Here is a 23495-nt window from a genome sequence, read left to right as displayed (position 1 = left end):
TGGCGTCGAGCGGCGGCACGGCGCGTGGCAAGCCTGCCGGAAGGTCCTGTCACCAGGACGGGTCGCGGCCTTCGAGATCCTCGTCGCTGACGACCGGCGGCCGGAGCCGGTGACCGCTGAACGGCGCCGCATAGACCGAGCTGTAAGCGTCGCTCAGGCCTGCGAAGAGGGTTTCCAGGGCCGCGGCGAAGCCGAGATGCGGGATCCGCAGGTGCGGGATGCTGATGCGGCGGGTGGTGATCGGGGCGGTGGTGATGATGTCGGTCATGGCGTCCTCCTATGAGATCAGAATGACAGGGCGCGGTGCACAGGTCCTTGGCGGCGGGCTGAAGAAACCTGATCGTTCCTGAAGTTCGCATTCGCCAGATATTCGGCTATCTTCCGATCCGTGGAGGGTACGCGCGATGGACCTGCATTTCGGGCAATACCGACTGAAGCTCGCGGAACGGCAGCTCACTGGTCCGGAAGGACCCGTTGAGCTTTCGGCGCGAGGTTTCGACATCCTCGCCCTGCTGCTTCGCAGACCGGATGATGTGATCCGCAAGGCCGAGATTCTCGAAGCGGTCTGGCCGGGCATTGTGGTCGAGGACAACACGCTCCAGGTGCACATGTCGGCGCTGCGAAAGGCGCTTGGAGCTGGAATGATCATGACTGTGCATGGGCATGGCTACAAGTTCACCGGTCCAAGGCCGGTCGCAATCCCCCCGGAACAGGACGCCTTAGAACCGGCCGACCACGAAAAGCCGCACCCGATGTTCAATTTTGCCGGGAGGACGAAGCCTCCGGTCACCGGCGGCTGTTTTTGTGGAGAAATCCGCTGCCGGATAACGGCGCCCGCGCTCGATACCGTAATCTGCCATTGCCGCATGTGTCAGAGGTTCAGCGGTTCGGCGTTCTCGATAGGGTCCGTATACCCATCCGCGTCCGTCACATTCACCAAGGGGCAGCCCAAGTATTTCAAATCCTCCCCGTTCGCTGAACGCGGTTTCTGCGCCACCTGCGGCTCAAGCTTGGCCTTCAGGCCCTCGTTTCCGCCGGTCACTCCGGAGTGGGATGGATGGATCCTGATTGATACCGGATCTCTCGACAATCCGTTTTCAATCGTCCCGCTCTGGCAACTTGGGATCGAAAGCCAGATGCCCTGGCTCGACCTGCAGGTCGGCAGCAAGCGGGTGCGATGTCAAGACTCGCCGGATGTTGTCGAGGCATGGGCTGCGTTTGGTTTGCCTGTCCCCTAGGTGCCACGTTTTATTGACATGCGCTTTCGATGAGGCTTTGCGTCGGCTCGCGGCCAAGGGCGTGCCCGTCAAAGTTTCCGTTTGCGCCAGACGTTCCCGATGTTCGCTTTCGAACGCGTTTCAGCTATCGTTCGGTCGGGAGGGGACGCGCGCGATGGACCGGCAATTCGGGCCGTACCGATTGAAGCTTGCGGCACGGCAACTCGTCGGGCCGGAAGGACCGGTCGTGCTTTCGGCGCGCGCGTTCGACATCCTCGCCCTGCTGCTCGACACGCCCGACGAGGTCGTTGGCAAGTCCACCCTTCTCGATGCCGTCTGGCCGGGCCTGATGGTCGAGGAAAACACGCTTCAGGTTCATATGTCGGCACTCCGAAAGGCACTCGACGACGGCATGATCGCGACCGTGCACGGAAGGGGTTACAAATACTCAGGGCCAAGACCCGTGGCGGTTGAAGCCACCGACGACCAGTTTCCGAACGGTTCGGCTGAAGGCGGGGCGGCGTCGCAGCCCAAGCCCTCAATCGCGGTCCTGCCCTTCGACAACATGAGCGGCGATCCGGAGCAATCCTATTTCAGCGACGGGATCACCGAAGACATCATCGCGGAGCTTGGCAGGTTCAAGGAATTCCTCGTCATCGCGCGGAACTCCTCCTTCCAGTTCCGTGGGGCGGTGCGCGACGTGACCGACGTGGCGAAAACGCTTGGCGTTCAATATGTCGTTGAGGGCAGCGTGCGAAAGACCGGCAACCGGGTGCGGGTGTCAGTACAGCTGATTGATGCGGCGCGGTCGATCCATGTCTGGGGCGAGCACTACGACCGCGACCTGACCGACATCTTCGCCATCCAGGACGAAATCACCCAGATGATCGCGACTCGCCTAGCCCGGCAGGCCCGAACCGCGATTGCGTCGCGCGCCAGGGCTCGCCCGACCGACAATATGTCTGCCTACGAATGTTACCTGCGGGCGCTGCAACTGTCGGCCAACTATGACTATGACTCGGTCTGCAAGGCCGAACCCGTTCTGCGCCAGGCAATCGAACTCGATCCGAAGTTCGCTGTAGCCTACGCCATGCTCGGCTTTGTCGAAACGCTCAAGTTCTTCTGGAATACGAAGCAGGACGACCTGCAGTCAGGATTGACGATCGCACGAACCGCCCTGCAACTCGACCCGGACGAGGCCTACGGTCACCTCGCCGCGGGCTTTGCTCTTGTGTACCTTCATCGCTTCAGGCAGGCCGAAGCCAGTCTGGACCGCGCCGTGTCATTGAACCCAAACGACCCCTTCATCCTAACCGTTCATGCACTTCTGCTTAATTTCACGGGCAGGTCGGACGAGGCGCTTGGCAAACTGGACGATGCCCAACGCCGCGACCCGTTCGCCGTGGAATGGTACGGGGATTTTCGTGGACTCGAATTGACGACGGCCGGAAGGTATCGCGACGCGGTTGCCTGCTACGAGAAACTGGACAGCCTCACACCGTGGTCGCTTGCCTATCTTACTGTCTGCTATGCCAAGCTGGGCGAGACTGTGCTTGCAAAAGACACGCTGGCAAAGCTCAAGACAAATTGGCCTGAGGAAAGCATCGATGAGATCGTCGATCATGAAATGGACTACTTCGAGGACCCGGCAGTCTGTAGCCTATTCCGCTCGGTTCTAAGGTGCGTCGACAACGGGCAATGAACTTGTCATCGGCCGTAGGCTCCAGACCCATTGATTTCCGACTTTCGGCGTGATTCAGGCTCCGCAAGGAGACCTGAGCATGAGCAACCTTTTCTGGCTGACGGACGAGCAGATGGCGCGTCTTCAGCCCTTCTTCCCCAAGAGCCATGGCAAGCCGCGTGTGGACGACCGGCGCGTCCTGAGTGGAATTATCTTCATCAATCGCAATGGTTTGAGGTGGTGTGACGCGCCAAGAGAGTATGGACCGCCGAAGACGCTTTACAACCGGTGGAAGCGGTGGGGTGACATGGGCGTCTTCGCCCGGATGATGGAGGGGCTGGCCTCCGAAGGTGCCGAGCAGACGACCATCATGATCGACGCAACCTATCTGAAAGCGCATCGCACGGCCTCGAGCCTGCGGGCGAAAAAAGGGGATGCGGGCGTCTGATCGGGCGCACGAAGGGAGGGCTGAACACCAAGCTGCATGCGGTCACGGACGCGAAGGGCCGCCCGCTGCGGTTCTTCATGACCACGGGTCAGGTCAGCGACTACACCGGCGCTGCGGCACTCCTGGGCAGCCTGCCCGCGGCCGAGTGGTTGATAGCAGACCGGGGCTACGACGCCGATTGGTTCCGGGACGCGTTGAAAGACAAGGGGATAAGCCCCTGCATCCCCGGCCGGAAGTCCCGAGGCAAAGCCGTCCGCTACGACAAGCGCCGCTACAAACGGCGAAACCGGATCGAGATCATGTTCGGTCGTCTGAAAGACTGGCGCCGCGTTGCAACCCGCTACGATCGATGCCCAAAGGTCTTCCTGTCCGCCGTCGCCCTCGCCGCAACCGTCATGTTCTGGCTTTGAAAATCAATGAGTCTGGAGCCTAGAGGTGGGGCTCAAGCCGAATACCCCATCTAACCCAAACCATGTAAACGCCATGCGCTTCGGTGCATCGCTTCTTGAGATGAGTGGATCACGCGGGATCGTAGACGTACCCGATGCCGCGCACCGTGCGGATGGCCTCGGGTCTCTGCGGGTTGCGCTCGATCTTCTTGCGGATGCGCGAGATACGGATGTCGATCGACCTGTCGAACGGATCCCACGATCTGTCGTGCGCGCCTTCGAGGATCTGATCGCGGTTCAGGACCCGGCCGCGATTCTCGGCGAAGAGCTTGAGCAGCCGATACTCCATCGCCGTCAGCGGCACTTCGTTGCCCTCGGAATCGACCAGCTTCGCGGCCTCGACATTCAGCCAGGTTTTGCCGAAGGGGTAGATCCGCGTATTCGTGGGTGATCTGAGTGGAACGATGTCGGCACCCCCGCTGCCGGTTGTCGGGGCGAGCGCGTCGATCAGCATGTTGACCAGCGACACTTCGGGTACATGCCGGACACCTCCTTGCGAGGCCGTCGCCGGGCGGAAAGGCGACCGGTCACTGGCGGCTTCGCCCGTCAACGCCGTCAGGTGTTCGTTGGCCGAGGCTCGGGCCTTCGAGGTCTGTTCATGCAGCGGCGCCAGCTCGGCGTGCTTGGCAACCAGGCTAATGAGCGCGATGAAGGATTCGACGTCGATCTGAACGGACAGCGCCTGGCCGGCGTTGGGCTGTTCACATGCCACTGAAGCGGCAGCCATGTTGTTTTCCTCTCAATCGTTCGGAAGCGGGGTTATCGCGGCGCTTCCCGCGTTTCCGGTGATCAGACGCGCGGTCCGCGCAGGGTGGTGTCGAACGGAGCGATGTCAGTCCGACCTTGGGCGAGCCCGATATCCCTGAGGATATGGTTGCTCAGATGGGTCATCTCGGTGGCGGCGATCCGCCGGGTCCGGGTTCCGGCGCGAGCCTTCCTCGCGGCCAGGAACCTCGTGACGGCGGCTTGTATCGCGTCGACGCACGTGGCGGCGAATCCGATGCGGCTCTGTCGTGTGGAGGGAAGATCCTCCGTCGCGGAGGCGGCGGCGAGGACGCCGGCTGTTCCGTCCACAGGCCCGACCGATGCCGCGCCCGTCGGCAGGATAGACCGGTTCGCGCGCTCCACCGAAGGCCGGGGCAGGCCAGAATCTAGGTACACGGTATCGCGCCGCGAAAATGCGGTGGTCGCATTTGCGTTAAGCATGACATTTCCTCTTTTCAGGTCACGCATCGAGCGTGACCGCCGGGTGAGAGCGTAGCCGTCCACGGTCAGATCGGGTCCGCATCCAGGATTGGTCGGGGGCGCGGCCGACTAGGATCGGCAGGAGTTCAAATCTCGCGGGCCACCGGAACTATAGGCACCGAAAATCATTCATACTCATGACGTTATAAGCAAAGAAATTACTTAGAGCTGAAAAGCTCTTTCGTGTTATGTATTCGGTCAGATCGTCCTCTGTTGGTTCTGTCGCTTCGCTCCGACCGTAATTTCGGGAGCTCGACTTGTTACACTGTGACTGGCTTCTGATCGGAACGTGGGCAATTTTTTGTTGATCGGCGCGTCAATTTCAAACGAATTGTTCGTATGCATTCGATAAGGAACGCTTATGGACCTGGAGCTCTACCGCACGTTCCTCGCCATCGCCGATTCCGGCGGCTTCACCTCTGCAGCCGAGATTGTCGGTCGAACCCAATCGGCGGTAAGCCAGCAGGTCAAGCGGCTCGAGGACGCATTCGGACAGCCACTTGTCGACCGGACGGCAACGCCGGTCAGCCTCACGGAATATGGAAAGTCGCTGCTGCGTCCGGCGCGAGAGATCGTGGATATGCACGACGAGGCAATGGCCATGTTCCGGCGCACGACCTTCGAGGGGGTCGTCGTCGTTGGGGTGGCGGATGCCTATGTGAACCGGATTCTCAAAGATGTTCTGACGGAGTTCAGGAGCCTCCTGCCGCAGGGCACGATAAGCATCGTGATCGACGGTTCGCTCGATCTTTCCCGGCGGATCGCCAACGGGTCGGTGGATCTGGCCTTCGTGACCGAGGGCAACTGCCCGACGCGCGGACCCGTGGCCTTCACAGACCGGCTTGTGGTGGTCGGGCCTTCCGCGATCAATTTGAGCAAGGTCGATCCGCTGCCGGTCGCTGTCTGGGATGAGCGCAACCAGGACGAACTGCCGCTCGTCGCGGCGCTTGAAGCCATGGGCCGGCACTATCGACCAGTCTGCATGTGCCGCAGCGTCCACGCCCAGCACCAGGCCGTCACCGCCAATCTCTGCGTCGCCGTCCTGGTCGAGGGCAGCATGGTTGAGGGCGAGCGCGCCTATCTGGAGGAGGACGGTTTTCCGGTGATGAAACATCTGAACATCCGGCTAGAGCGGTCCTATGCGAAGCGCTCGCCCGTCATCGACCGGCTGGGGAAACACTATCTCGACTTCTTCGCGCGGCAGAGCGCCGACGCAGCGGGAAAGTAGCAACGCGCTGGCCCGCGGCGACGCGGGCCTGCACCCGTGTGACCTAGGTAGCTTCGGCGCAATCGTCCACACCCGAAACCATTGAAACACGCCACGCAATTCGCCTGAAACATGGCGATCTTAGGTCTTTTGTCCATCGGGCGAAGGGTTCGTCCGCGCAGCCAGTATGCATGACAGGAGACCAGACCATGACAACTGCAACAGTCAACAAGCCCGCCAAGGTCGCGATCAACGGCGTCGACGTACCCACCTTCGTCGCCACGCTCGGAGTCGTCGGCCAATCGCCCGACATCGCGAAGTTCACCTTCCGCGCGAATGGCGAATGGCTCTCGGGGACTCATTCTCGCACCAGCTTCTCGGGCTTCTTCGGCGCGATGTCCGAAATGGAGCACAAGGACACGTACAGCATCGACGGCGATCATCCGCAGGTGCTCTGCGGCGGCGACAATGGCGCGACGCCGGTCGAGATGCTGCTCGCGGGCCTGTCTGCCTGCATCACCGCAGGCATCGGCAATATAGCCTCGATCCGGCAGGTGAAGCTTCACTCGGTCGAGACCTCAATCGAGGGCGACATCAACCTCAACGGCATCCTCGGCCTCGACAAGACCGTGCGGAACGGCTTCTCGGGGGTCCGTGCCACTTTCAAGATCAAGGGGGACGCGTCCGACGAGGTGCTTGAGCAGATCGTGCATCAGTCGGTCGCCCGTTCGGCCGTCTTCGACGTGCTGACGAACGGCGTGCCGGTCACCGTTGCCGCCATCGCGAACTGAAGACGGGTTGGCCAGCACCTGGGGTGCTGGCCTCTCTGATCCGCTCCCCTAATCGGAGAACAGGAACCATGCGTGAGACGCGCCAGATGAGAGGCCACGAGAACGGCTTCGACCACATGGACAGCAAGGAGGCGGTCCGAGCCTTCATCGCCTGGTGGAACGAAAAGAGCGACTTTCCATTCGATGACGGCGTGGACGAAGCCGAGGCCTCGACCCATGGCATGGCCGCCTGAGCTCGGACCAGCCACCTCACGCGGACGCCTGCTGGCTGCCTCCCGCGGGCGTTTCGCCCGCGCTGCAGGAACTTCGCGTCGCCGAAACAAATGAAACCCTTTCCTCCGCGGCGCGCAGTTCGCCTGAAACACGCGCGCAGCAAGGAGGGCTGGCAAAACCATGGAAACACGACATGCCACTTCGCGTGGATACAATCATCATGGGTGCAGGGCATGCCGGACTGGCGCTAAGCCATTGCCTGACCGAAAAGCGTATCGACCACGTCGTACTCGAACGCGGCCGCGTTGGTGAACGCTGGTTCTCTGAACGCTGGCCGGGGCTGAGGCTACTGTCGCCGAACTCCATGACCCGACTGCCCGGCCTCGGAAGGCTGTCCGAGCCGGATGGCTTCATGCGGGCGAGCGATTTCGCCGGGTTGCTGGATCGCTACGGGCACGGGTTCGGTGCGCCGGTCCAGACCGGGTGCGAGGTGCTATCGGTCACGCGCGTGGAGGGACACTTTCTCGTCCAAACCACGACAGGCGACTTTTCGACCCGCGCGGTCGTCGTCGCGACCGGCGCCTGCGATCAGCCGGCAGTCCCGGCCTGGGCCCACGGGCTGCCAGGCAGCATCCGCCAGATCAGCGCCCGCGACTATACCGGACCTGACACGCTCGATGAGGGCGGCGTTCTGGTCGTCGGTGCGTCCGCCTCGGGCGTCCAGCTTGCGGGGGAGATACACGCGTCCGGCCGGCCGGTCACAATCGCGGCCGGACGTCATGTCCGCGCGCCGCGCCGCTATCGGGGGCGGGACTTCGTAGACTGGCTCGACCGAACCGGTTTCCTCTACGAGCCGCGCGATCCTACGATCTCGAACAAACGTCTTCAGGGGCTGCCGTCGTTCCAGTTGACCGGCAGCGAGGACGGGAAGGAGGTCGGCCTTGATCGGCTGAGCGCGCAAGGCGTGACCATCGCCGGTCGTGCGCTCGGCGTGTCGTCAGGAAAGGTTCCTTTTGCCGGCTCTCTTCGGGAAACTGTCGACGAAGCAGAGGCGCGGCTGCACCGGCTTTTGTCCATGATCGACCAGTTCATCTCCGAGATGGGCTTCCTCGCCCCGCAAAGTCCGGAGGCCTGGTTGCGGCCAGCGGTCTTGGGCGATGGCCCGTCCCAGACGGACTTGCAGGCCGCCGGTATCAGAACCGTCGTCTGGGCCACCGGTTTCCGCCGGGCCTATCCGTGGTTGCGACTGCCCGTCCTCAGTTCTCAGGGGGAAATCCTGCACGCCGGCGGCGTCACGCCAGAACCGGGCCTCTTCGCGCTCGGTCTGCCGTTCATGCGGCACCGCAGTTCGGCCTTCATCTACGGCGCTGGCCGCGACGCCGAGGCCATAGCAGAGGCCGTCGCGACACATTTGAGCAACTCGAAACGTATTGCAGCATGAGAGGTTACCATGACCCGCGATTTCGGAAACACCGCGTATGATGCCATCATTGTCGGTGCCCGTTGCGCCGGAGCTTCGACAGCCATGCTTCTGGCGCGACGGGGCGCCAAGGTGCTTGTCGTCGATCATGATCAGCCTGGAACCGACACGATGTCGACCCATGCGCTCATGCGCGCGGGCGTGTTCCAGCTGCGCAAATGGGGGCTCCTCCACGCGATCGTCGGCGCGGGAACGCCCGCGGTGCGGCGGACGAGTTTCATCTACGACGGCGAGGCGCTCGACATCGACCTGAAGGACGAGGAAGGGATCGCTGCGCTCTACGCGCCGCGCCGCACGCTGCTGGACGTGACGCTTGCCGAGGCAGCCGCGGTCGCCGGGGCCGAACTGCGATACGGAACCGGATTCACGGGCTTCATCACCGACGATCAGGGCCGTGTGATCGGTGCGAAGGTCCGGACGCCCTCAGGTATAATCAGGGAGGTGCGCGCGCCTCTCGTGATCGGGGCGGACGGTCGCCGGTCGTCGGTTGCGCGGGCCGCGGGGGCGCAGGTGACGCGGACGGCGCAGAATACCATTTCCTGCCTCTACCAGTATGTGCGCGGCCTGCCCAATCGCGGCTACCGTTGGCATTTCGCGCCCGGCGCCGCAGGCGGGGTGATACCGACAAACGACGGGCTTTCCTGCGTTTTTGTCGGCTTGCCGCCCGAGCTGCAGGCCGAAGTGCGAAAGGCGGGCCCGCAGAACCTGGAAAAGATCGCCAGCCGCTTCGTGCCCGCACTGGCCGACGATCTTGCGGGCGCGGATGCGACAAGCGTTCCCGTCCTCTTCTCCGGCCTTCCCGGTTTCTTCCGCCAATCGGCGGGACCGGGCTGGGCGCTCGTTGGCGATGCCGGCTATTTCCGCGATCCGATCAGCGCGCACGGCATAAGCGACGCTCTTCGCGACGCCGAGATCCTGGCGGATGCGGTCATCGCAGGCACGTTGGTCGACTATCCGGCGCTACGGGATTCGCTGTCGTCCGAGTTCTTCGCCCTGACCGACCGGCTGGCGGGACTCGACTGGACGATGGGGGAGGTGCAGAACATCCACCTCGACCTCAACCGATCGATGAAGGCGAACCAGCGCTGGGTTGCAGGGTTCAAACGGGAACTGCCTACGGCGGCGTGACCGGCGCCTCGCAATGGAAACCCGCCTTCGGGCGGGTTTCATTCTATCCTCCCGCACGGCCTTGTTGCACAGATCGGCTGAGGAATTCACCGCATGGATCCAGTAGGATAGCTGGATGGTATGAGCAGTTGGGCCCCTACGAAGTACAAGACCACGAACTGGTCGGCTTACAGTGAGCGGTTCACGCTACCGGTTCGAGTGAACCCGCGAACGCGTTGAAGCGGCGCGGATCGCCTTCGATCTGGTTTGATCCAGAGATGACATGGCGACCACCACCGACCGGCAAGCGTGGCCGACATCGCCCGCCGACTCCCGAGACGATCGTGACGATGGAAACCAGGCCTATGATGCACTAACAATCAAACTGGATCAGTCAGTGCAGGCTACCCGTGCCCATGCCGTCTTGTTGCCGGCGTTTGACAGCATCCCAAATCTGGTATGATGTCACGAAATCAACTAGCCGTATCCGTCCTTCGAGCCGTCCAAACAGCCCGCCATTTTGATGCCCCGCGCTCAACTCAAATGACGACAGGTCCCGCATGATCGGCAGCGAGGCGGCCTGGCAGATTTTGGTTACGGACCTTATCCCCGGATACTACCGTTGAAATTTCTGGCGGAGAGCTCCGTCGAGTGCTCGGGTGCAGGTTTGCAGCATGAGGTGAGCGCCGCGTATTGGCCAGCGCATCTGCCGACATTTGCCACAGCGCTTGCCGACGACGGTGTTTACGGTGCTTTCGACAAGCCGGTTCAGACGCGTTCCCCATAAACGGCTCAATCGGTTTGGGGACCGACGAAGCCATACGAGTCCAGCGCTTCGAGGATGTCTCGCTCGACGGGTGCGGCGTCGCGGAGAACTCGCTCTACAAGAAAGCGGACCGGAAAATTAGGCCATGTTGCGCTGAGTTCGTCGATCAGGTTAGGCGCCTTTTCGTATTCTCCGAGCCGATGATGTGCGACAGCCTGGAAGAGTAGCGATGGCGGGCTGACCGATGAGCCGGCGGCGACGGCGCCTGAGAAGGCCGTGATCACTGTTCGATCATCGCCGAGCATCAACTGCGAGACACCCCAGATGCTGCGCGCGCCGAATCGGCCGACGCCATGCCGCTCGCGAGTTGGGTCTGACACGTCCGCGGCCAAGTCGGGTGCTCCGGCCAGTATGGCGATCATTCCGGCAAGATCGAGGACATGCCCATCGACTGGTGCCAGGGATACGGCAAGCCGCGCCCGTTCAAGCGCATCCGCGTCGCGACCGGAAATTGCCAGGGCCAGCCCCTTCGCTTGTCCGCCGTCAGCGCCTGTGGGCCATTTTGACGTGATTGCGCAACGGAGGATTTCTGGCTCATCGTAACCGCCAAGGAGTGGAGATGAGACAGAAATCCGGAACACCGAAGCTTCCGGCCGAACAGGTCGTGAAGGACATCCGCCGCGAGACCCGGAAGCACCATTCAGCTGAGGAGAAGATCAGGGTCGTGCTGGAGGGTCTGCGCGGCGAGGAGAGCATCGCCGAGCTCTGCCGGCGCGAGGGGATTGCCCAGAGCCTGTCCTACTCGTGGTCGAAGGAGTTCCTGGAGCCCGGCGCGCAGGATAAAACGCTGCGAGATCAGCACTTGACCAAGGCGATTAGAGAACCCTGGGACACTGCCGCCCGGTTTGTGTGTTGGTGCATGATCGGCCTCTGGTCCATCGGGGCGATGGCTTCGGGGGGGGCGGCGAGCGGTAACCCACTCATGGCCGAGGAACACCGACCACAGGACAGGGGACCGGCAATGCGCGGGTGTTGGCGCCACTCGGCAGCCAGGGTGACCGGGCCTGCCGCGTTCAAAAGTCGCCGAGATGCGGCTCAAGGAACAATCGGCAGGCCGCCTTCGCGTCTTTTGCAGGCATGGACGCGGGTTCGATGCAGTGCTGGATACCGAGCCCATCGACAAGGCAGACGAACGATCGGGCGAGGGCGTTGGCATCCGTGTTGCGCCCCCTGGTCCTGGCGACTTCGCGGATCGCCTCGGCGACGTCTCCGACATAGCGGGCATATTGCACCCGATGCTCGGCGCCGAGATCCGGGTTGAGCGAGATCTGCCCCCAGAGCGTGAGCCAGATGTTGAACGCTTCCCGGTTGAAAACCTCGGGTGCGAAGAAGGCATCAAGCAGGGCCGAAAGCCGCGTCTCGCCCGGTGCGGGGTCCCGGGTGAGCCTGGTGGAGCCGTCGTACATGGTCGCGTAGACCGCCGCCAGCAGCGCGTTCATCGAGCCGAAGTGGTGGCTGATCAGGCCGCGGGACACGCCCGCCTCGGCACAGATCTTGTCAACCGTGAACTCCTGGATGCCGCCACGCGCCATGCAGGCGAGGCCCGCCTCGATCAGCGCGGCGCGGCGCTCCTCGCTGGTCATGCGGACGTATCTCGGTGCTGGCGACTTCTGCTTCATCGGGGATCCTTGGCAGGGGTGGCGCCCATCGCTGGACGCCACCGCACGGGATGTCAGACCTTCGTGAACCTTACCGGATCGGGATGCCCGTCCGAAAGTATGACCGGGCTGAGGTTCGCGTCGTGGATCGCCACCAGGGGTTCGAAGCAGATGAAGACGAAGTCGCCGGATTCCTCCATCAAGTCCTCCATCCGGTTGAACATCGCCCTGCGCTTGTCGGTGTCCTGTTCGATCAGCGACTTCTGGTAGAGCTCCTCGTATTCGGCGCTGTCGAAGAAGGTCCAGTTGTAGACGCCGATCTGGTCCGGGCGGAACCAGACGAGGTTCTCGGTCGGGTCGACGCCGCCTGCAAAGCTCTGCAGCACCAGTTCCAGCGAGAGGTAGTCGTCTCCTGCGGTCTTGTCGCCCAAGGCCCAGTAAGCGGCATCCTCGGTCGGCTGGATGACGATGGTGATCCCTGCCTCGGCAAGGCTTGCCTGAATGATCTGGGCGATCGTCTGAGAGGTCGAGTCGGTCTGCGTCACGAGGTTCAGCGTCAGCCCCTCCGCGCCGGCCTCGGCCAGAAGCGCCTTGGCCTTCTCGACATCGCGCGTGTCGATGATGTTCTTTTCGCGCGCGAAGGCGGTGCCGGGCTGGACCACCCCGGCCGAGCGTCCGACAAGCCCGTCATAGGCGCCCTGAAGCACCGCGTCGCTGTCATAGGCGTACTGGATCGCCTGCCTCACGCGGATGTCCTTCAGGGGTTCGGCGTTCTGGTTGATGGTCAGCCAGACGTACCGCGTCGATTCCGCCTCGATCAGCGCCGCGCCTTCGGGCATTGCCTCCTTCAGCTGCTTGACCGCGGCGGGCGCGAGCCGGGTGTAGTCGAAGGCATCGGCCTCGTAGGCAAGCTGAGCCGCCTGGTCATCGGTGACGATGTAGATTTCGACCGTCGAGAAGTCAGGTTTCTCTCCGGCCCAGGCTGGGTTCGGCACCAAAGTTACCTTTTGCTGCTGCTCCCAGCTGTCCAACAAGTACGGTCCGCACTGTGCCGGGATCTCCGTCGTGTACTGGCCGCCCACGGCTTCGACCGCTGCCTTGCAGACGATATGACCGCCGTAATAGGGCATGGCGATGACGATGAAGGGCGCGAACGCCTCGGTCAGGTGGATGACGCCGTTCCGGTCGTCGATGACCTCGACCTCCTTCAGCTTCTCGAACTGATAGGCCCAGGCGCTGTCGGACCCGGCGATCCGCTCATAGGAGAACTTGACGTCATGGGCAGTCACGGGCCCGTGGTCGCCAGTCCAGACCAGCCCCTCCCGCAGCGTGAAGGCGAGCCGCGTGCCGTCGAGCCATTCGAGCTTTTCCGCGGCGTAGAGTTCCCACTGGTTGCCCGCGCGCATGTCGCCCATCCGCACAAGCGATACCTGCGTGCAGCGCGGGATGATCTCGTCCAGTTCACCGATGATGCCCCACGGGTCGAGTACCTGAAAATCGGAGGTCACGCGGATGCGGAGCGTGTCGCCCTCGGCCGCCCAGGCGAAATGCGGCGAGGCGGCGGCGGCGGCCAGGCCGGCACCGGCAAGCTTCAGGAATTTCCGTCTATCTGTGTTCCAGTTCATGTCTTCCTCCCTCTGTCATCGTTTCGGCAAAATGGCAGCGCGCAGAGCGGCCCCGGCCGATGTCGCCGAGCGCGGGCGGCTCGACGCGGCAGATCTCCCGGGCGAGCGGGCAGCGGGTGTGGAACTCGCAGCCCGCCGGGCGGCGCAGTATGCTCGGGATCTCGCCCCGGATCGCCAGATCGGCACGGCGCTTGCGGGGATCAGGCTTCGGCTCAGCCGCGATCAGGCTTCGCGTGTAGGGGTGGCGCGGATCGGCGAAGATCGCGCGGGTCGGCCCCGTCTCGACCAGGCGCCCGAGATAGAGGACGGCGATACGGTCGGCGACATGGCGGACGAGCGCGAGGTTGTGGGTGATGATCAGATAGCTCAGCCCGTGCCGTTCCTTGAGATCGGCCATGAGGTTGAGGATTTCCGCCTGCACCGAGACATCGAGCCCCGCTGTGGGCTCATCCGCGATCACCAGCGCCGGCTTCAGCGCCAGCGCGCGGGCCACGCCCACCCGCCGCGCCTGACCGCCGGACAGTTCGTGCGGATACCGCGCGGCCATCTCTGGCGGCAGGCCGACTTCGGCCAGAAGCTCCGCGGCCTTGTCGTGGCGGTTCCTCACCGCGATACGGTGGATCGCGAAGGGCTCGGTCACCGCCTCGCCCACGGTCATGCGCGGTGAAAGCGAGGCCGTCGCGTCCTGGAACATCAGCGCCGCCCTTCGCCGTATGGCGCGGAAATCGGCGGGCCGGGTCAGTTCGGCCCCGTCGAACCAGAGCCTCCCGCCGCTCACCGGCTGTAACCCCAGGACCGCGCGGGCAAGCGTCGTCTTGCCCGATCCGCTTTCGCCGACCAGGCCCAACGTCTCGCCCGGCATGAGGTCGAGCGACACGCCCGAAAGGATGTTGAGCGGCGCCGCGTCTGCGAACCAGCCGCCTCGCCCCAGGTCCACGTCAAGGTCGCGGATCGACAGCAGCACCGTCATGGCGCCACCTCATGGCACAGCGCGTTGCGGTCCGGACCGAGCCCTACGCGTGGCGGCGGTGCCACCCGGCAGCGGTCCGTCGCGATCCCGCAGCGGTCGGCGAAGCTGCAACCGGTGGGCGGGCTGGACAGATCCGGCAGCCGCCCGCCGATCGCGGGAAGCCGGCCCGTCGCCGCCTCGATCCGTGCCGGGTCGCAGGCGAGGAGCGCGCGGGTATAGGGGTGGCGGGGATCGTGAAAGAGGGCGTCGACCGGTGCTTCCTCGACAACCTCGCCGGCATACATCACCGCCACCCGGTCGCATAGCTCCGCGATCACGCCAAGATGATGGGTGACGATGACGATGGCGCAGCGATAGTCGGCCTGCAACTGGCGCAGCAGATGAACGATCTGCGCTTCCATCGTGACGTCGAGCGCGGTCGTCGGCTCGTCCGCGATCAGCACCGACGGCCGCATCAGAAGCGCCGCCGCGATGGCCGCCCGCTGTCGCATTCCGCCCGAGAGTTCATGGGGAAACCGGCCCATCGCATGGTCGGGGTCGGAAAGCCCCACCCGCGCCAGCATGTCGCGCGCGCGGCGCCATTTCTCGCGGCCCGCCAGGCCGTCGAGGTTGAACTGGAAGTCGACAAGCTGCGCGCCGACGGTCAGGACCGGGCTGAATGCGGTCATCGGGTCCTGGAAGACCATCGCGATCTCGCGGCCGCGAAGCCGTCTCCGGTCCACCGGTGACAGGGCGAGGATGTCGCGCCCGTTCAGGCGAACGACCCCGGATGTCACTTCCGCATTCGTTCCCACAAGGTCGATCATCGCCGCCGCAAGCGTCGACTTGCCGCAGCCGCTTTCGCCGGCAATCCCCAGAACCTCGCCCTGCCGGACAGCGATACTCACGTTCCTCAGGGCCGCAATGGCGCCGCCCGGCACCCGGTAGCGAAGCGACAGGTTCTCGACCGAGAGGACCGGTTCGCTCATCATTGCTCACCCCGCTTGAGCTTGGGGTCGAGCGCGTCGCGCAGACCCTCGCCGAGGAAGGTGAAGCCGAGCGTGGAAAGCACCAGCGGAAAGCCTGCGATCAGGACCATGTAGGGCGCCGAGCGGATCGAGGTGTAGCCGTCGTAGAGGATGTTGCCCCAGGACGGCGTCGGCGGCCGCACGCCGAGGTTGAGGTAGGACAGCCCCGCCTCAAGCATGATGACCACGGGCACGTCCATCGACAGGAGGATGACGAGCGGGCCGATGACATTCGGCAGGAGGTGGCGGAAGAGGATGCGCGCCGAAGATGCCCCCATCGCGCGTTCGGCCACGATGAAGTCCGCCCCCACGAGGCTCAGCGTCTGCGCCCGTATGAGCCGCGCATAGGCCGGGATCGAGACGAGGACGACGACGAGGATCAGCGTCCCGGTACCGGGGCCGACGATGGTGATGACGGCGAGCGCGAACATGATCATCGGCAGCGACGACATCGAGTCGAACATCAGGACCAGCACGGCGTCGAGCCAACGCGGCCCGAAGCCCGCGATCATGCCGAGGATCAGCCCGCCGAGCCCGGCGAGCCCGACCGAGGTCAGCGCGATCGACAAGGCCGTTCGCGCCCCGAAGATGATCCGCGACAGGAGGTCCCGGCCGAGTTGATCGGTGCCCGCGAGATGCGCGAGCGAAGGCGGCTGGAACTTCTCGACCACGTTCAGCCTGATGGGGTCGGCGGGCGCGACCCAGGGCGCGAACAGCGCCATCGCGACGAAGAGCAGGACAAGGCCAAGACCGAGTGCCCCCATAGGGTCGGCAAGAAGGGCGCGAAGCACCCGGAATCTACTGCCGGAAGACATCGCGCACCCTCGGATCGAGCCGCGCGATCAGGAGATCGGCGGCGGTGACGATGAAGAGGTAGAAGGCGGTCATGAAGAGGACCGTACCCATGACGACGGGATAGTTCCGCTTCTGTACCGCGCCGGTGATGAGCGTCCCGATTCCGGGCCGGCCAAAGACCGTTTCGACGAAGACCGCGCTCGACAGGATCGAGCCGAGACCGACGGCGAGAAGCGCGATCGTCGGGATGATCGCGACACGCAGCGCATAGCGGAAGACGACCTTGCGTTCGGGCAGCCCGAAGGCGCGGGCGGTGCGGATGTAGTTCTCGCCCATCACCTCGAGGAGCGAGGCGCGCACGAGCCGTGCGAGGTAGCCGACCCAGCCGATGCCGAGCGCGAAGGCCGGCAGGACCAGCGCGCGCAGCTGGCTGCCGATATCACCCGGCGTGCCCGCGCCGATCGCGGGCAGCCAGCGCAGCCAGACGGCAAAGATCAGGATCGCGTAGATCGCGACGACGAAAGCGGGGACCGAGATCAGCCCCACCGACAGGATGCCGAGAAGCCGGTCGGTCACAGTGCCGCGCCAAATGACTGCTGCGCAGCCAAGCGCGATGCCGAGCACCACTGCCCAGCCGAGTGCGGTGACACCGAGAACGAGCGTGTTGGGGAAGAATTCGAGGATCTGGTCGAGGACCGGGCGCTTCGACCAGACGTCATAGCCGAGATCGCCGGTCGCGGCGTTGTGGAAGAAGTGCCAGACCTGCATCAGCACCGGCTCATCGAGCCCCATCCGTTCGCGCAGCAGTGCCTTCAGCTCCGGCGTCGCCCGCGGCCCGAGGGCAAGGGCCGCCGGATCGCCCGGCACGAGGAACACCATCGCGTACATCGCCAGCATCACCGTGAACAGGATCACGATAGCGAGGGCGACGCGCTTGACGGCGTATCTCAGCATGTCCCGGCTTGCTGCCCCCTCTTACACATGGTCGCGCGGGATCCTCTCGTCCCATTGGCGCTCGAAAAGTGTCGCGCCGTTTTCGGTGATCCGAAGCGAGGTCTCGACCCGGAAATGGGTGGCATCGCAGGTGAGCCGGCCCGTCGAGTGATGACCAAAGGCGCCATCCTTGCGCTGGATGACAACGTTGGCCCCGGTCTCGCAACTGGCCGAGAGCGGATCGCCGTCGGCGATGCGGTAACGGGCGAAAGCGTCGGAGGTGACGGTCTGGCCGATATCCGGCATCTCGCGCGCGTAGGTCCATCGCGGAAAGTCGACGACCATCTCTCCGCTAAGGAGATCGCGGGTGACGGATCGGCGGGCGGCGGACCCGGCATTTAGGTCGACAGAGGGCGTCGGCGCGGCCATCTCGGGCGGGGCGAAGGATCGCAAGGCGGCGTCGGCGGGATCGGTTGGGCGGACGGGCAGATCAAGCCAGGTCTCTCCGGTCCGAACGGTCAGCGTGGCCAGTTCGGGCGACGGCCAGCAGATCGGCCAGTAGGTTGTCGAAAGCGAAACCGCGATCCGGTGACCCTCCGGGAAGGAATGGGCGATGTCGTCAAGGTCGATGACCGCATCGTAGATCCGCCCGGGCTCCAGAGCCGCAGCGTGCTCGTGGCTGTCGCGATGGGTCAGGTTCAGGCAGCCGAGCGTCACACGGGTGGACCGACCGTCAGGCCAGACGTCGTTCAACCGAACCGCGACCAGCGCCATCGGCTTGTCGCAGGAGAACCGCAGGTGAAGCTGTGGCGCGCCGAGGATCTCGGTGCGCTCGGGCAGCGGCTCGGTCGCGAAGACGAGCGAGCCGCCATCGTCCTCGCGCTGGTCGGTCGGCCACTCGGCATCCTCGCCGTATCGCCCGACCTCTCCGGCAGCGAGCCCGACCCAGAGCGGCGAGCAGACCGGCATTTCGTCCACCCCCTCGGCGGTGGCCGCGAGCCGACCGTCCGGGTTGAGGTGCAGCGTCTGGTGCATGATACGCGGCGAGGGCCATTCCGCCTCGGCAACCCAGCGGCCGGGGCGTTCGAGATAGCAGGTCGAGGGCGGCACGCTCTCCTGCATCCAGACCCGGTACATGGGGTCGTCCACCATCCCGCCCGGCGCGCCCTTCATCCAGTGATCGCACCAGCGCCGGACTTCCTGCAGCCAGCCGATGGCGGGCTCGACCGTGACATCATGCGGGAAGGAATGTGCCCAGGGGCCGATCAACCCGCGCCGGGGTCCGGACAGGCCGGCGAGGAGCCGGGGCACGCTTTCGGAGTAGTTGTCGGCCCAGCCCGAGACGGCAAGAACCGGGATGGTGATCGCCGAGAAATCCTCGCAGACCGAGCCGTGCTGCCAGTAGGCGTCGCGGCGCTGATGCGACAGCCAGTGCAGGATCCACGGCGAGTTGGCCCTCATCCGTGCTTGCCACATGTCGCGCCAGGCGGGGCCCACGATCTCAGGGTCCGGCGGCAGGTCGTTATGGGCCAGCATCGTCGCGGACCAGTCGAAATTGTCCTTGCTGAGGCAGCCGCCGACATAGTGGACGTCCGTCGCGTAACGGTCGTCGGTCGAGCCCACGGTGATGATCGTCTTCAGGGCGGGCGGGCGCCGCGCCGCGATCTGGAGGCCGTTGAAGCCGCCCCAGGAGATGCCGTACATCGCGACCTGGCCGTCGCACCAATCCTGCCCGGCAATCCAGCCGATGGCGTCGCAGCCATCGAGGATCTCGCATTCGGTGTACTCGTCCTCGATCAGCCCCTCGCTATCCCCGGTGCCGCGAATGTCCAGCCTGAGGCAGGCATAGCCGTGACCGGCAAGCCAGGCGTGCATCTTCTGGTCGCGGCCGCGCGTTCCCTCGCGCTTGCGGTAGGGCAGGTATTCGAGGATCGCGGGCACCGGCCCCACGCCCTTCGGCCGCCAGAGCTTCGCAGCAAGGCGCGTGCCGTCGGGCATCGGCACGAAGATGTTCTCGACGATCTCGACCTCGTGGGGAAATGTGTGTCGGATCGTCGTCATGGTTCCCTCAGTTCATCGGTGCGCCGCCGGCTTCCTTGCGCCGGGAGACATAGGCGTCGAGCGCTTCGGCCACGGCGGGGTCGAGCGCGGGTTCCTCGTATTCGGACAGAAGCGCCTTCCAGACCGCATTCGCGCGGGTCCGCGCGTCGATGCCGCCGCGTTCGAGCCAGGTCGGGTAGCTGTCCCAGTTCGACAGAAGGGGCGCATGAAACGCGGTCTCGTAGCGTTCCATCGTGTGTGCGGTGCCGAAGAAATGGCCTCCCGGCCCCGCCTCGCGGATCGCGTCCAGCGCGAGGGCCTCGGGCGAGGTGTCGATGGGCGAGAAATAGGCGTCCATCATCATCAAAAGCTCGGCGTCGAGGATCAGCTTCTCGAAACTGGCCGTCAGCCCGCCATGCAGCCAGCCCGCGCCATGCTCCAGAAGATGCGCCCCGCCCATGAGCGCGCCCCAGAGCGCCATCTGACTCTCATAGGCCGCCTGCGCGTCGACCTCGTTCGCGGCCGTCACATTCGAGGACCGGAACGGCACGCCGACATGGCGGGCCAGCTGGCCCGAGGCCTGTGCGGCCTTGACATACTCGGGCGTTCCGAAGGCCGGGCTGCCGGAGCGCATGTCGACATTCGACGTGAAACCGCCGTAAAGGACCGGCGCGCCGGGGCGGACGATCTGGGTGAGCACGATCCCCGCCAGCGCCTCGGCATGCTGCTGCGCCAGCGCGCCCGCGAGCGTCACGGGCGCCATCGCGCCTGCCAATGTGAAGGGCGTGATCGCCAGCGCCTGCCCGTGCTCGGCCATCGCGATCAGCCCCTCGGCCATCGGCACGTCGAGTTGCAGCGGCGAGTTGGTATTGATGACTCCGACGAGCGCTGGGCGTTCCGCCAGCCCCTCCGGCGTCGTGCCGAGCGCGATCGCCGCCATCTCGATCCCGTCCATCGTGCGCGCGCGGCCGAGCGTCTGGCCCTGCCAGGTCTTGTCGAGCAGCCCGATCTGGGCGTGGTAGATGTCCAGGTGCCGGGTATGCGCGGGCAGGTCCATCGGCTCGAAGGGCCCGCCGCCCTCCTGGTGGATCACGTTCAGGACCTGGACGAGCCGCATGTAATCGCACATCTCGGCGAAAGTCCCGTCGCGCCGCCCCCGGTCGTTGTCCATCACATAGGCCGGCCCGCCGACCGAGGTGTAGACGCAGACATCGCCGCCAACGGTCACATCATGCGCAGGATTGCGGGCATGGAGCGTGAAGCGTTTCGGCACGGTGCACAGGTGTTCGGCGACCAGCCCCGGATCGAGCCGCACCACGTCATCGGCAACCTCGCCGCCTGCGTCGCGATAAAGCGCGCGAGCCGCACCGTCGAGCACGCGCATGCCGAAGCGGGCGAGGATGTCGATCCCGGCCTGGTGTATCGCCGCGACCTGATCGGCGCTCAGCACCTCGACGGGTACATATGGACGCCGCCGCTGGCCAAATCCCGGCTGCGGCATGCGCGCCGCGCCATTCCGGCTCCTGCGGCGGGTGCGGGCGGTCACTGCGCGGCCTCCCCGCAGGCGTCGAGATCGCGCATTGCGAAAGGCGCATCGCGGCGGATCCGTGGTGCTGCCGCGGCAAGTTCACGCGCCGCGCGGTGGGCCTGATAGACCGCATGCGCGATGGCGCCGGGCGCGTTGGCATCGCCCGTGAGGACCAGCGATTTCGGCTCCCCGGTCCCGGCCAGCGCATCGTAGAGCGCCGAGCCCCCTGCGCGCTGGCCGACCACGACGAGGGCGCGCGCGGCGATCTGCCGCCGTTCACCCGTGAATATCTGGGCGAGCGACAGCGTCTCCCCGTCGAAAGCCTCGACGATCTCAAGGGTTCGGTACGCGATCCCGGCCTTGAGGAATGCCTGATGCACGAGCGGCTGTTCGTTCGTCATGACGCCCCAGGATTGGGCGCTTCCGGCGCTTGTGACATAGGTCGTGTCGAGACCCCGTGCCGCCAGATGCTCGGCGACGGCCGACCCCATGTAGTAGTTGTCGAAGTCGAAGACCGCGACGGGGCCTTCGATCTCTGCGCCGGCCGCGATATCGTCCGGGGTGTAGACACGGGGGCCGACGAGGGATCCCGCCGGAATCTCATTCGCGCCGCAGAGGTTCGCAGTCCAGCGCGCGCCGGTGGCGATGACCACGTGATCGGCGCCGAAGTCCCGCACGTCGGCGGCCTCCATACGGCTTTCGACATGAAGCGCCACTCCCGGCAGCTTCCGAAGCTGGCCAAGACGGTAGTCGACGACCCTGAACCATTGCCGCAAACCCGGGAGCCGGCTTTCCCACAAGAGCCTGCCGCCGAAGTCGCGCTGTGCCTCCGCGACCGTCACGCGAAAGCCTCGGCGGCCAAGCGTCAGCGCCGCCTCGAGCCCGGCGGGGCCGCCGCCGACGATCAGGACCGACCCCTCGGCGTCCCTTCGGACAATCTCCGGATGCCAGCCGCGCCGCCATTCCTCTCCCGCCGTCGGGTTCTGGGTGCAGCGGACCCATACCCCGTCATGCCAGGACGAGATGCAGATGTTGCATCCGATACATTCGCGGATGTCGTCCTCGCGCCCCTCCTCGATCTTCCTGGGCAGGAACGGATCTGCGATCGACGGCCGCGCCGCGCCGATGAAGTCGAGGACGCCGCGCCGGACCATCGAGACCATCGTGTCGGGCGAGGTGAAACGCCCGACGCCGACGACGGGCTTGGCGGTCAGGGTCTTGACGAAATCGACCATGGGCTCGTGACTGCCCTCGGGCGTGAACCGCGAGGGCGAGCAATCCGTGGCCGAATAGTCCATCTTGACGTCAAAGAGGTCGGGCGCGTCGCTGAGATGCGTTATCACCTCGTGAGCTTCCGATGGCGCGACTTCGGACGGACGCGAGCGAAGTTCCTGGAGCGAAACCCGCAAGGCAACCGCGCAACGCCCGCCAGTCGCCTCGCGCACCGCGTCGATCAGCTCCTCGGTCAGGCGGACGCGGTTCCGGACCGAGCCGCCGTAGGCGTCGGTGCGATGGTTGTAGTCCGAAAGCAGGAACTGGTAGGGCAGATAGCCCATCCCGGCATAGACGTAGAGGATGTCGAAGCCAGCACGTTCGGCCCGTTTTGCCGCTTCGGCATGCCATCGGATCAGGTTGCGGATATCGCCCGCGTCCATGACCCTGGGGCGGGCGGATGACATGAAACCCACATGCGTGGCCATCCAGGGCACGCCTGAGGGCGAGAGCGGTGCGTGCCGCGTTGTTCGGTTCACCGCGGCCGCGCCACCGTGCCAGAGCTCCACCGCCGCGAGCGCGCCGTGGGCGTGGACCGCATCGGTCATCACACGGTGCGCGCGGATGTCGGCCTCGTCCCAGAGCGAGGCGAAGGGGAACGGGCTGTCGTCGGACGACGGATGGACCGAACAAGCTCCGGTCGAGACGACGGCCCAGCCGCCCTCGGCCTTCATGCCACGGAAAGCGGCGCGGACATGGGGATTCGCGTTGGTCATGCCAGAGGCATGCGGCACCTGGAAAAACCGGTTCCTTGCGGTTTTCGGACCGATCCGTACAGGGCCGAACAGCAAGTCGAAGCGAGGGGGGCGGGCCATTGAAGACACCATTGCTGAACTACTGTATAGTTATCCGGCCGGTTAAGCCTGTCAAGCACGACTGAGCGCCGGCAAGAGGTGCGGACTGCCGAGGGGAAGCCATCCTTCTTCGTCGCCATCGACCGCACCGGCAAGTTGGGCCCCGCCCGACTTTTCGAAGGGGTCGACCGGCGAACGGCGTGGAAGTTCCTGGAGCACCTGCTCGATGCGGGTTCCCTTCCGGATCTACACGCTCCTGACTGATCGAG

At 64.9% G+C, this 23495-nt stretch carries 23 protein-coding genes and 2 pseudogenes; 10 read left to right on the top strand and 15 right to left on the bottom strand.

Features of this window, described 5'->3' with window-relative positions; genetic code table 11:
- Positions 1-49: 49 nt before the first annotated feature.
- A complete protein-coding gene (locus OEZ60_RS19110) occupies positions 50-268 on the bottom strand; it encodes a hypothetical protein (RefSeq protein WP_263339718.1) in 219 nt (72 codons plus the stop codon).
- Positions 269-404: 136 nt separating this feature from the next.
- Between OEZ60_RS19110 and OEZ60_RS19105 the strand changes: the two genes are divergently transcribed.
- The 3 genes from OEZ60_RS19105 to OEZ60_RS19095 all read left to right on the top strand — a co-directional run bounded on the left by OEZ60_RS19105 (position 405) and on the right by OEZ60_RS19095 (position 3756).
- Positions 405-1238 carry a GFA family protein gene (locus OEZ60_RS19105; RefSeq protein WP_263339717.1) on the top strand — a complete coding sequence of 278 codons (834 nt, stop codon included), beginning with the start codon at positions 405-407 and terminating at the stop codon, positions 1236-1238.
- A gap of 154 nt (positions 1239-1392) precedes the next feature.
- Positions 1393-2919 (top strand): winged helix-turn-helix domain-containing tetratricopeptide repeat protein, encoded by a 1527-nt coding sequence (locus tag OEZ60_RS19100; RefSeq protein ID WP_263339715.1) that lies wholly within the window; start codon positions 1393-1395, stop codon positions 2917-2919.
- Positions 2920-2998: 79 nt separating this feature from the next.
- Positions 2999-3756, top strand: a protein-coding gene (locus tag OEZ60_RS19095) for an IS5 family transposase (protein ID WP_263339713.1) whose coding sequence is annotated in 2 segments (ribosomal slippage) — positions 2999-3335 and positions 3335-3756 — 759 coding nt in all. Because the reading frame shifts where the segments join, the coding sequence is not laid out codon by codon here.
- Between the two features lie 109 nt (positions 3757-3865).
- Here OEZ60_RS19095 and OEZ60_RS19090 read toward each other — a convergent pair.
- Positions 3866-4522 (bottom strand): winged helix-turn-helix domain-containing protein, encoded by a 657-nt coding sequence (locus tag OEZ60_RS19090; RefSeq protein WP_263339712.1) that lies wholly within the window; start codon positions 4520-4522, stop codon positions 3866-3868.
- Positions 4523-4584: 62 nt separating this feature from the next.
- Complete coding sequence (locus tag OEZ60_RS19085; protein WP_263339710.1) at positions 4585-5001, bottom strand: hypothetical protein; 417 nt, start codon at positions 4999-5001, stop codon at positions 4585-4587.
- A gap of 400 nt (positions 5002-5401) precedes the next feature.
- Here OEZ60_RS19085 and OEZ60_RS19080 point away from each other — a divergent pair, with 400 nt between their 5' ends.
- From OEZ60_RS19080 to OEZ60_RS19055, 6 genes are all read left to right on the top strand, one after another.
- Positions 5402-6268, top strand: coding sequence for a LysR family transcriptional regulator (locus OEZ60_RS19080; protein ID WP_263339708.1), 867 nt, complete (start codon positions 5402-5404; stop codon positions 6266-6268).
- Positions 6269-6456: 188 nt separating this feature from the next.
- Positions 6457-7038 carry an OsmC family protein gene (locus OEZ60_RS19075; RefSeq protein WP_263339706.1) on the top strand — a complete coding sequence of 194 codons (582 nt, stop codon included), beginning with the start codon at positions 6457-6459 and terminating at the stop codon, positions 7036-7038.
- A 68-nt stretch (positions 7039-7106) separates the two neighbouring features.
- The gene (locus OEZ60_RS19070) at positions 7107-7271 is read left to right on the top strand and encodes a hypothetical protein (RefSeq protein ID WP_263339705.1); all 165 of its coding nucleotides are present in this window, start codon (positions 7107-7109) and stop codon (positions 7269-7271) included.
- A 173-nt stretch (positions 7272-7444) separates the two neighbouring features.
- Positions 7445-8692 (top strand): flavin-containing monooxygenase, encoded by a 1248-nt coding sequence (locus OEZ60_RS19065; RefSeq protein ID WP_263339703.1) that lies wholly within the window; start codon positions 7445-7447, stop codon positions 8690-8692.
- A gap of 9 nt (positions 8693-8701) precedes the next feature.
- Complete coding sequence (locus tag OEZ60_RS19060) at positions 8702-9859, top strand: NAD(P)/FAD-dependent oxidoreductase (protein WP_263339701.1); 1158 nt, start codon at positions 8702-8704, stop codon at positions 9857-9859.
- Between the two features lie 262 nt (positions 9860-10121).
- Positions 10122-10301 (top strand): hypothetical protein, encoded by a 180-nt coding sequence (locus OEZ60_RS19055; RefSeq protein WP_263339737.1) that lies wholly within the window; start codon positions 10122-10124, stop codon positions 10299-10301.
- Between the two features lie 153 nt (positions 10302-10454).
- On the opposite strand, the pseudogene OEZ60_RS19050 reads toward OEZ60_RS19055, so the two are convergent.
- The 3 genes and pseudogenes from OEZ60_RS19050 to OEZ60_RS19040 form a co-directional block, all read right to left on the bottom strand.
- Positions 10455-10628, bottom strand: a pseudogene (locus tag OEZ60_RS19050) (ISKra4 family transposase); the annotation flags it as partial.
- 2 nt (positions 10629-10630) lie between these two features.
- Positions 10631-11026 carry a tetratricopeptide repeat protein gene (locus OEZ60_RS19045; protein ID WP_263339698.1) on the bottom strand — a complete coding sequence of 132 codons (396 nt, stop codon included), beginning with the start codon at positions 11024-11026 and terminating at the stop codon, positions 10631-10633.
- Entirely contained in the window at positions 11023-11202 is a 180-nt protein-coding gene (locus OEZ60_RS19040) for a hypothetical protein (protein ID WP_263339696.1), read from the bottom strand. The genes OEZ60_RS19045 and OEZ60_RS19040 overlap by 4 nt, the downstream gene beginning before the upstream one ends.
- 21 nt (positions 11203-11223) lie before the next feature.
- Here OEZ60_RS19040 and OEZ60_RS19035 point away from each other — a divergent pair.
- Positions 11224-11436, top strand: a pseudogene (locus OEZ60_RS19035) (transposase); the annotation flags it as partial.
- Between the two features lie 241 nt (positions 11437-11677).
- Here the strand turns inward: OEZ60_RS19035 and OEZ60_RS19030 are convergent.
- The 9 genes from OEZ60_RS19030 to OEZ60_RS18990 all read right to left on the bottom strand — a co-directional run bounded on the left by OEZ60_RS19030 (position 11678) and on the right by OEZ60_RS18990 (position 23247).
- A complete protein-coding gene (locus OEZ60_RS19030; protein ID WP_263339694.1) occupies positions 11678-12247 on the bottom strand; it encodes a TetR/AcrR family transcriptional regulator in 570 nt (189 codons plus the stop codon).
- Positions 12248-12336: 89 nt separating this feature from the next.
- Positions 12337-13887, bottom strand: a complete 1551-nt coding sequence (locus tag OEZ60_RS19025; protein WP_263339691.1) for an ABC transporter substrate-binding protein — start codon at positions 13885-13887, stop codon at positions 12337-12339.
- Positions 13868-14857, bottom strand: a complete 990-nt coding sequence (locus OEZ60_RS19020; protein ID WP_263339688.1) for an ABC transporter ATP-binding protein — start codon at positions 14855-14857, stop codon at positions 13868-13870. Before OEZ60_RS19020 ends, OEZ60_RS19025 begins: the two co-directional genes overlap by 20 nt.
- Complete coding sequence (locus tag OEZ60_RS19015) at positions 14854-15825, bottom strand: ABC transporter ATP-binding protein (RefSeq protein WP_263339685.1); 972 nt, start codon at positions 15823-15825, stop codon at positions 14854-14856. The genes OEZ60_RS19020 and OEZ60_RS19015 overlap by 4 nt, the downstream gene beginning before the upstream one ends.
- A complete protein-coding gene (locus OEZ60_RS19010; protein WP_263339683.1) occupies positions 15825-16655 on the bottom strand; it encodes an ABC transporter permease in 831 nt (276 codons plus the stop codon). Before OEZ60_RS19010 ends, OEZ60_RS19015 begins: the two co-directional genes overlap by 1 nt.
- A 7-nt stretch (positions 16656-16662) precedes the next feature.
- The gene (locus OEZ60_RS19005; RefSeq protein WP_263339679.1) at positions 16663-17613 is read right to left on the bottom strand and encodes an ABC transporter permease; all 951 of its coding nucleotides are present in this window, start codon (positions 17611-17613) and stop codon (positions 16663-16665) included.
- Positions 17614-17634: 21 nt separating this feature from the next.
- Entirely contained in the window at positions 17635-19653 is a 2019-nt protein-coding gene (locus tag OEZ60_RS19000) for a CocE/NonD family hydrolase (RefSeq protein ID WP_263339677.1), read from the bottom strand.
- Positions 19654-19660: 7 nt separating this feature from the next.
- Entirely contained in the window at positions 19661-21178 is a 1518-nt protein-coding gene (locus OEZ60_RS18995; RefSeq protein ID WP_263339675.1) for a trimethylamine methyltransferase family protein, read from the bottom strand.
- Positions 21175-23247 (bottom strand): oxidoreductase, encoded by a 2073-nt coding sequence (locus OEZ60_RS18990; protein ID WP_263339673.1) that lies wholly within the window; start codon positions 23245-23247, stop codon positions 21175-21177. Before OEZ60_RS18990 ends, OEZ60_RS18995 begins: the two co-directional genes overlap by 4 nt.
- Positions 23248-23495: the final 248 nt, after the last annotated feature.

This window comes from Albidovulum salinarum (genome assembly GCF_025673475.1).
In the GTDB taxonomy this organism is placed as follows: Bacteria; Pseudomonadota; Alphaproteobacteria; order Rhodobacterales; family Rhodobacteraceae; genus Albidovulum; species Albidovulum salinarum.
This window is presented reverse-complemented; position numbering and strand designations above follow the sequence as displayed.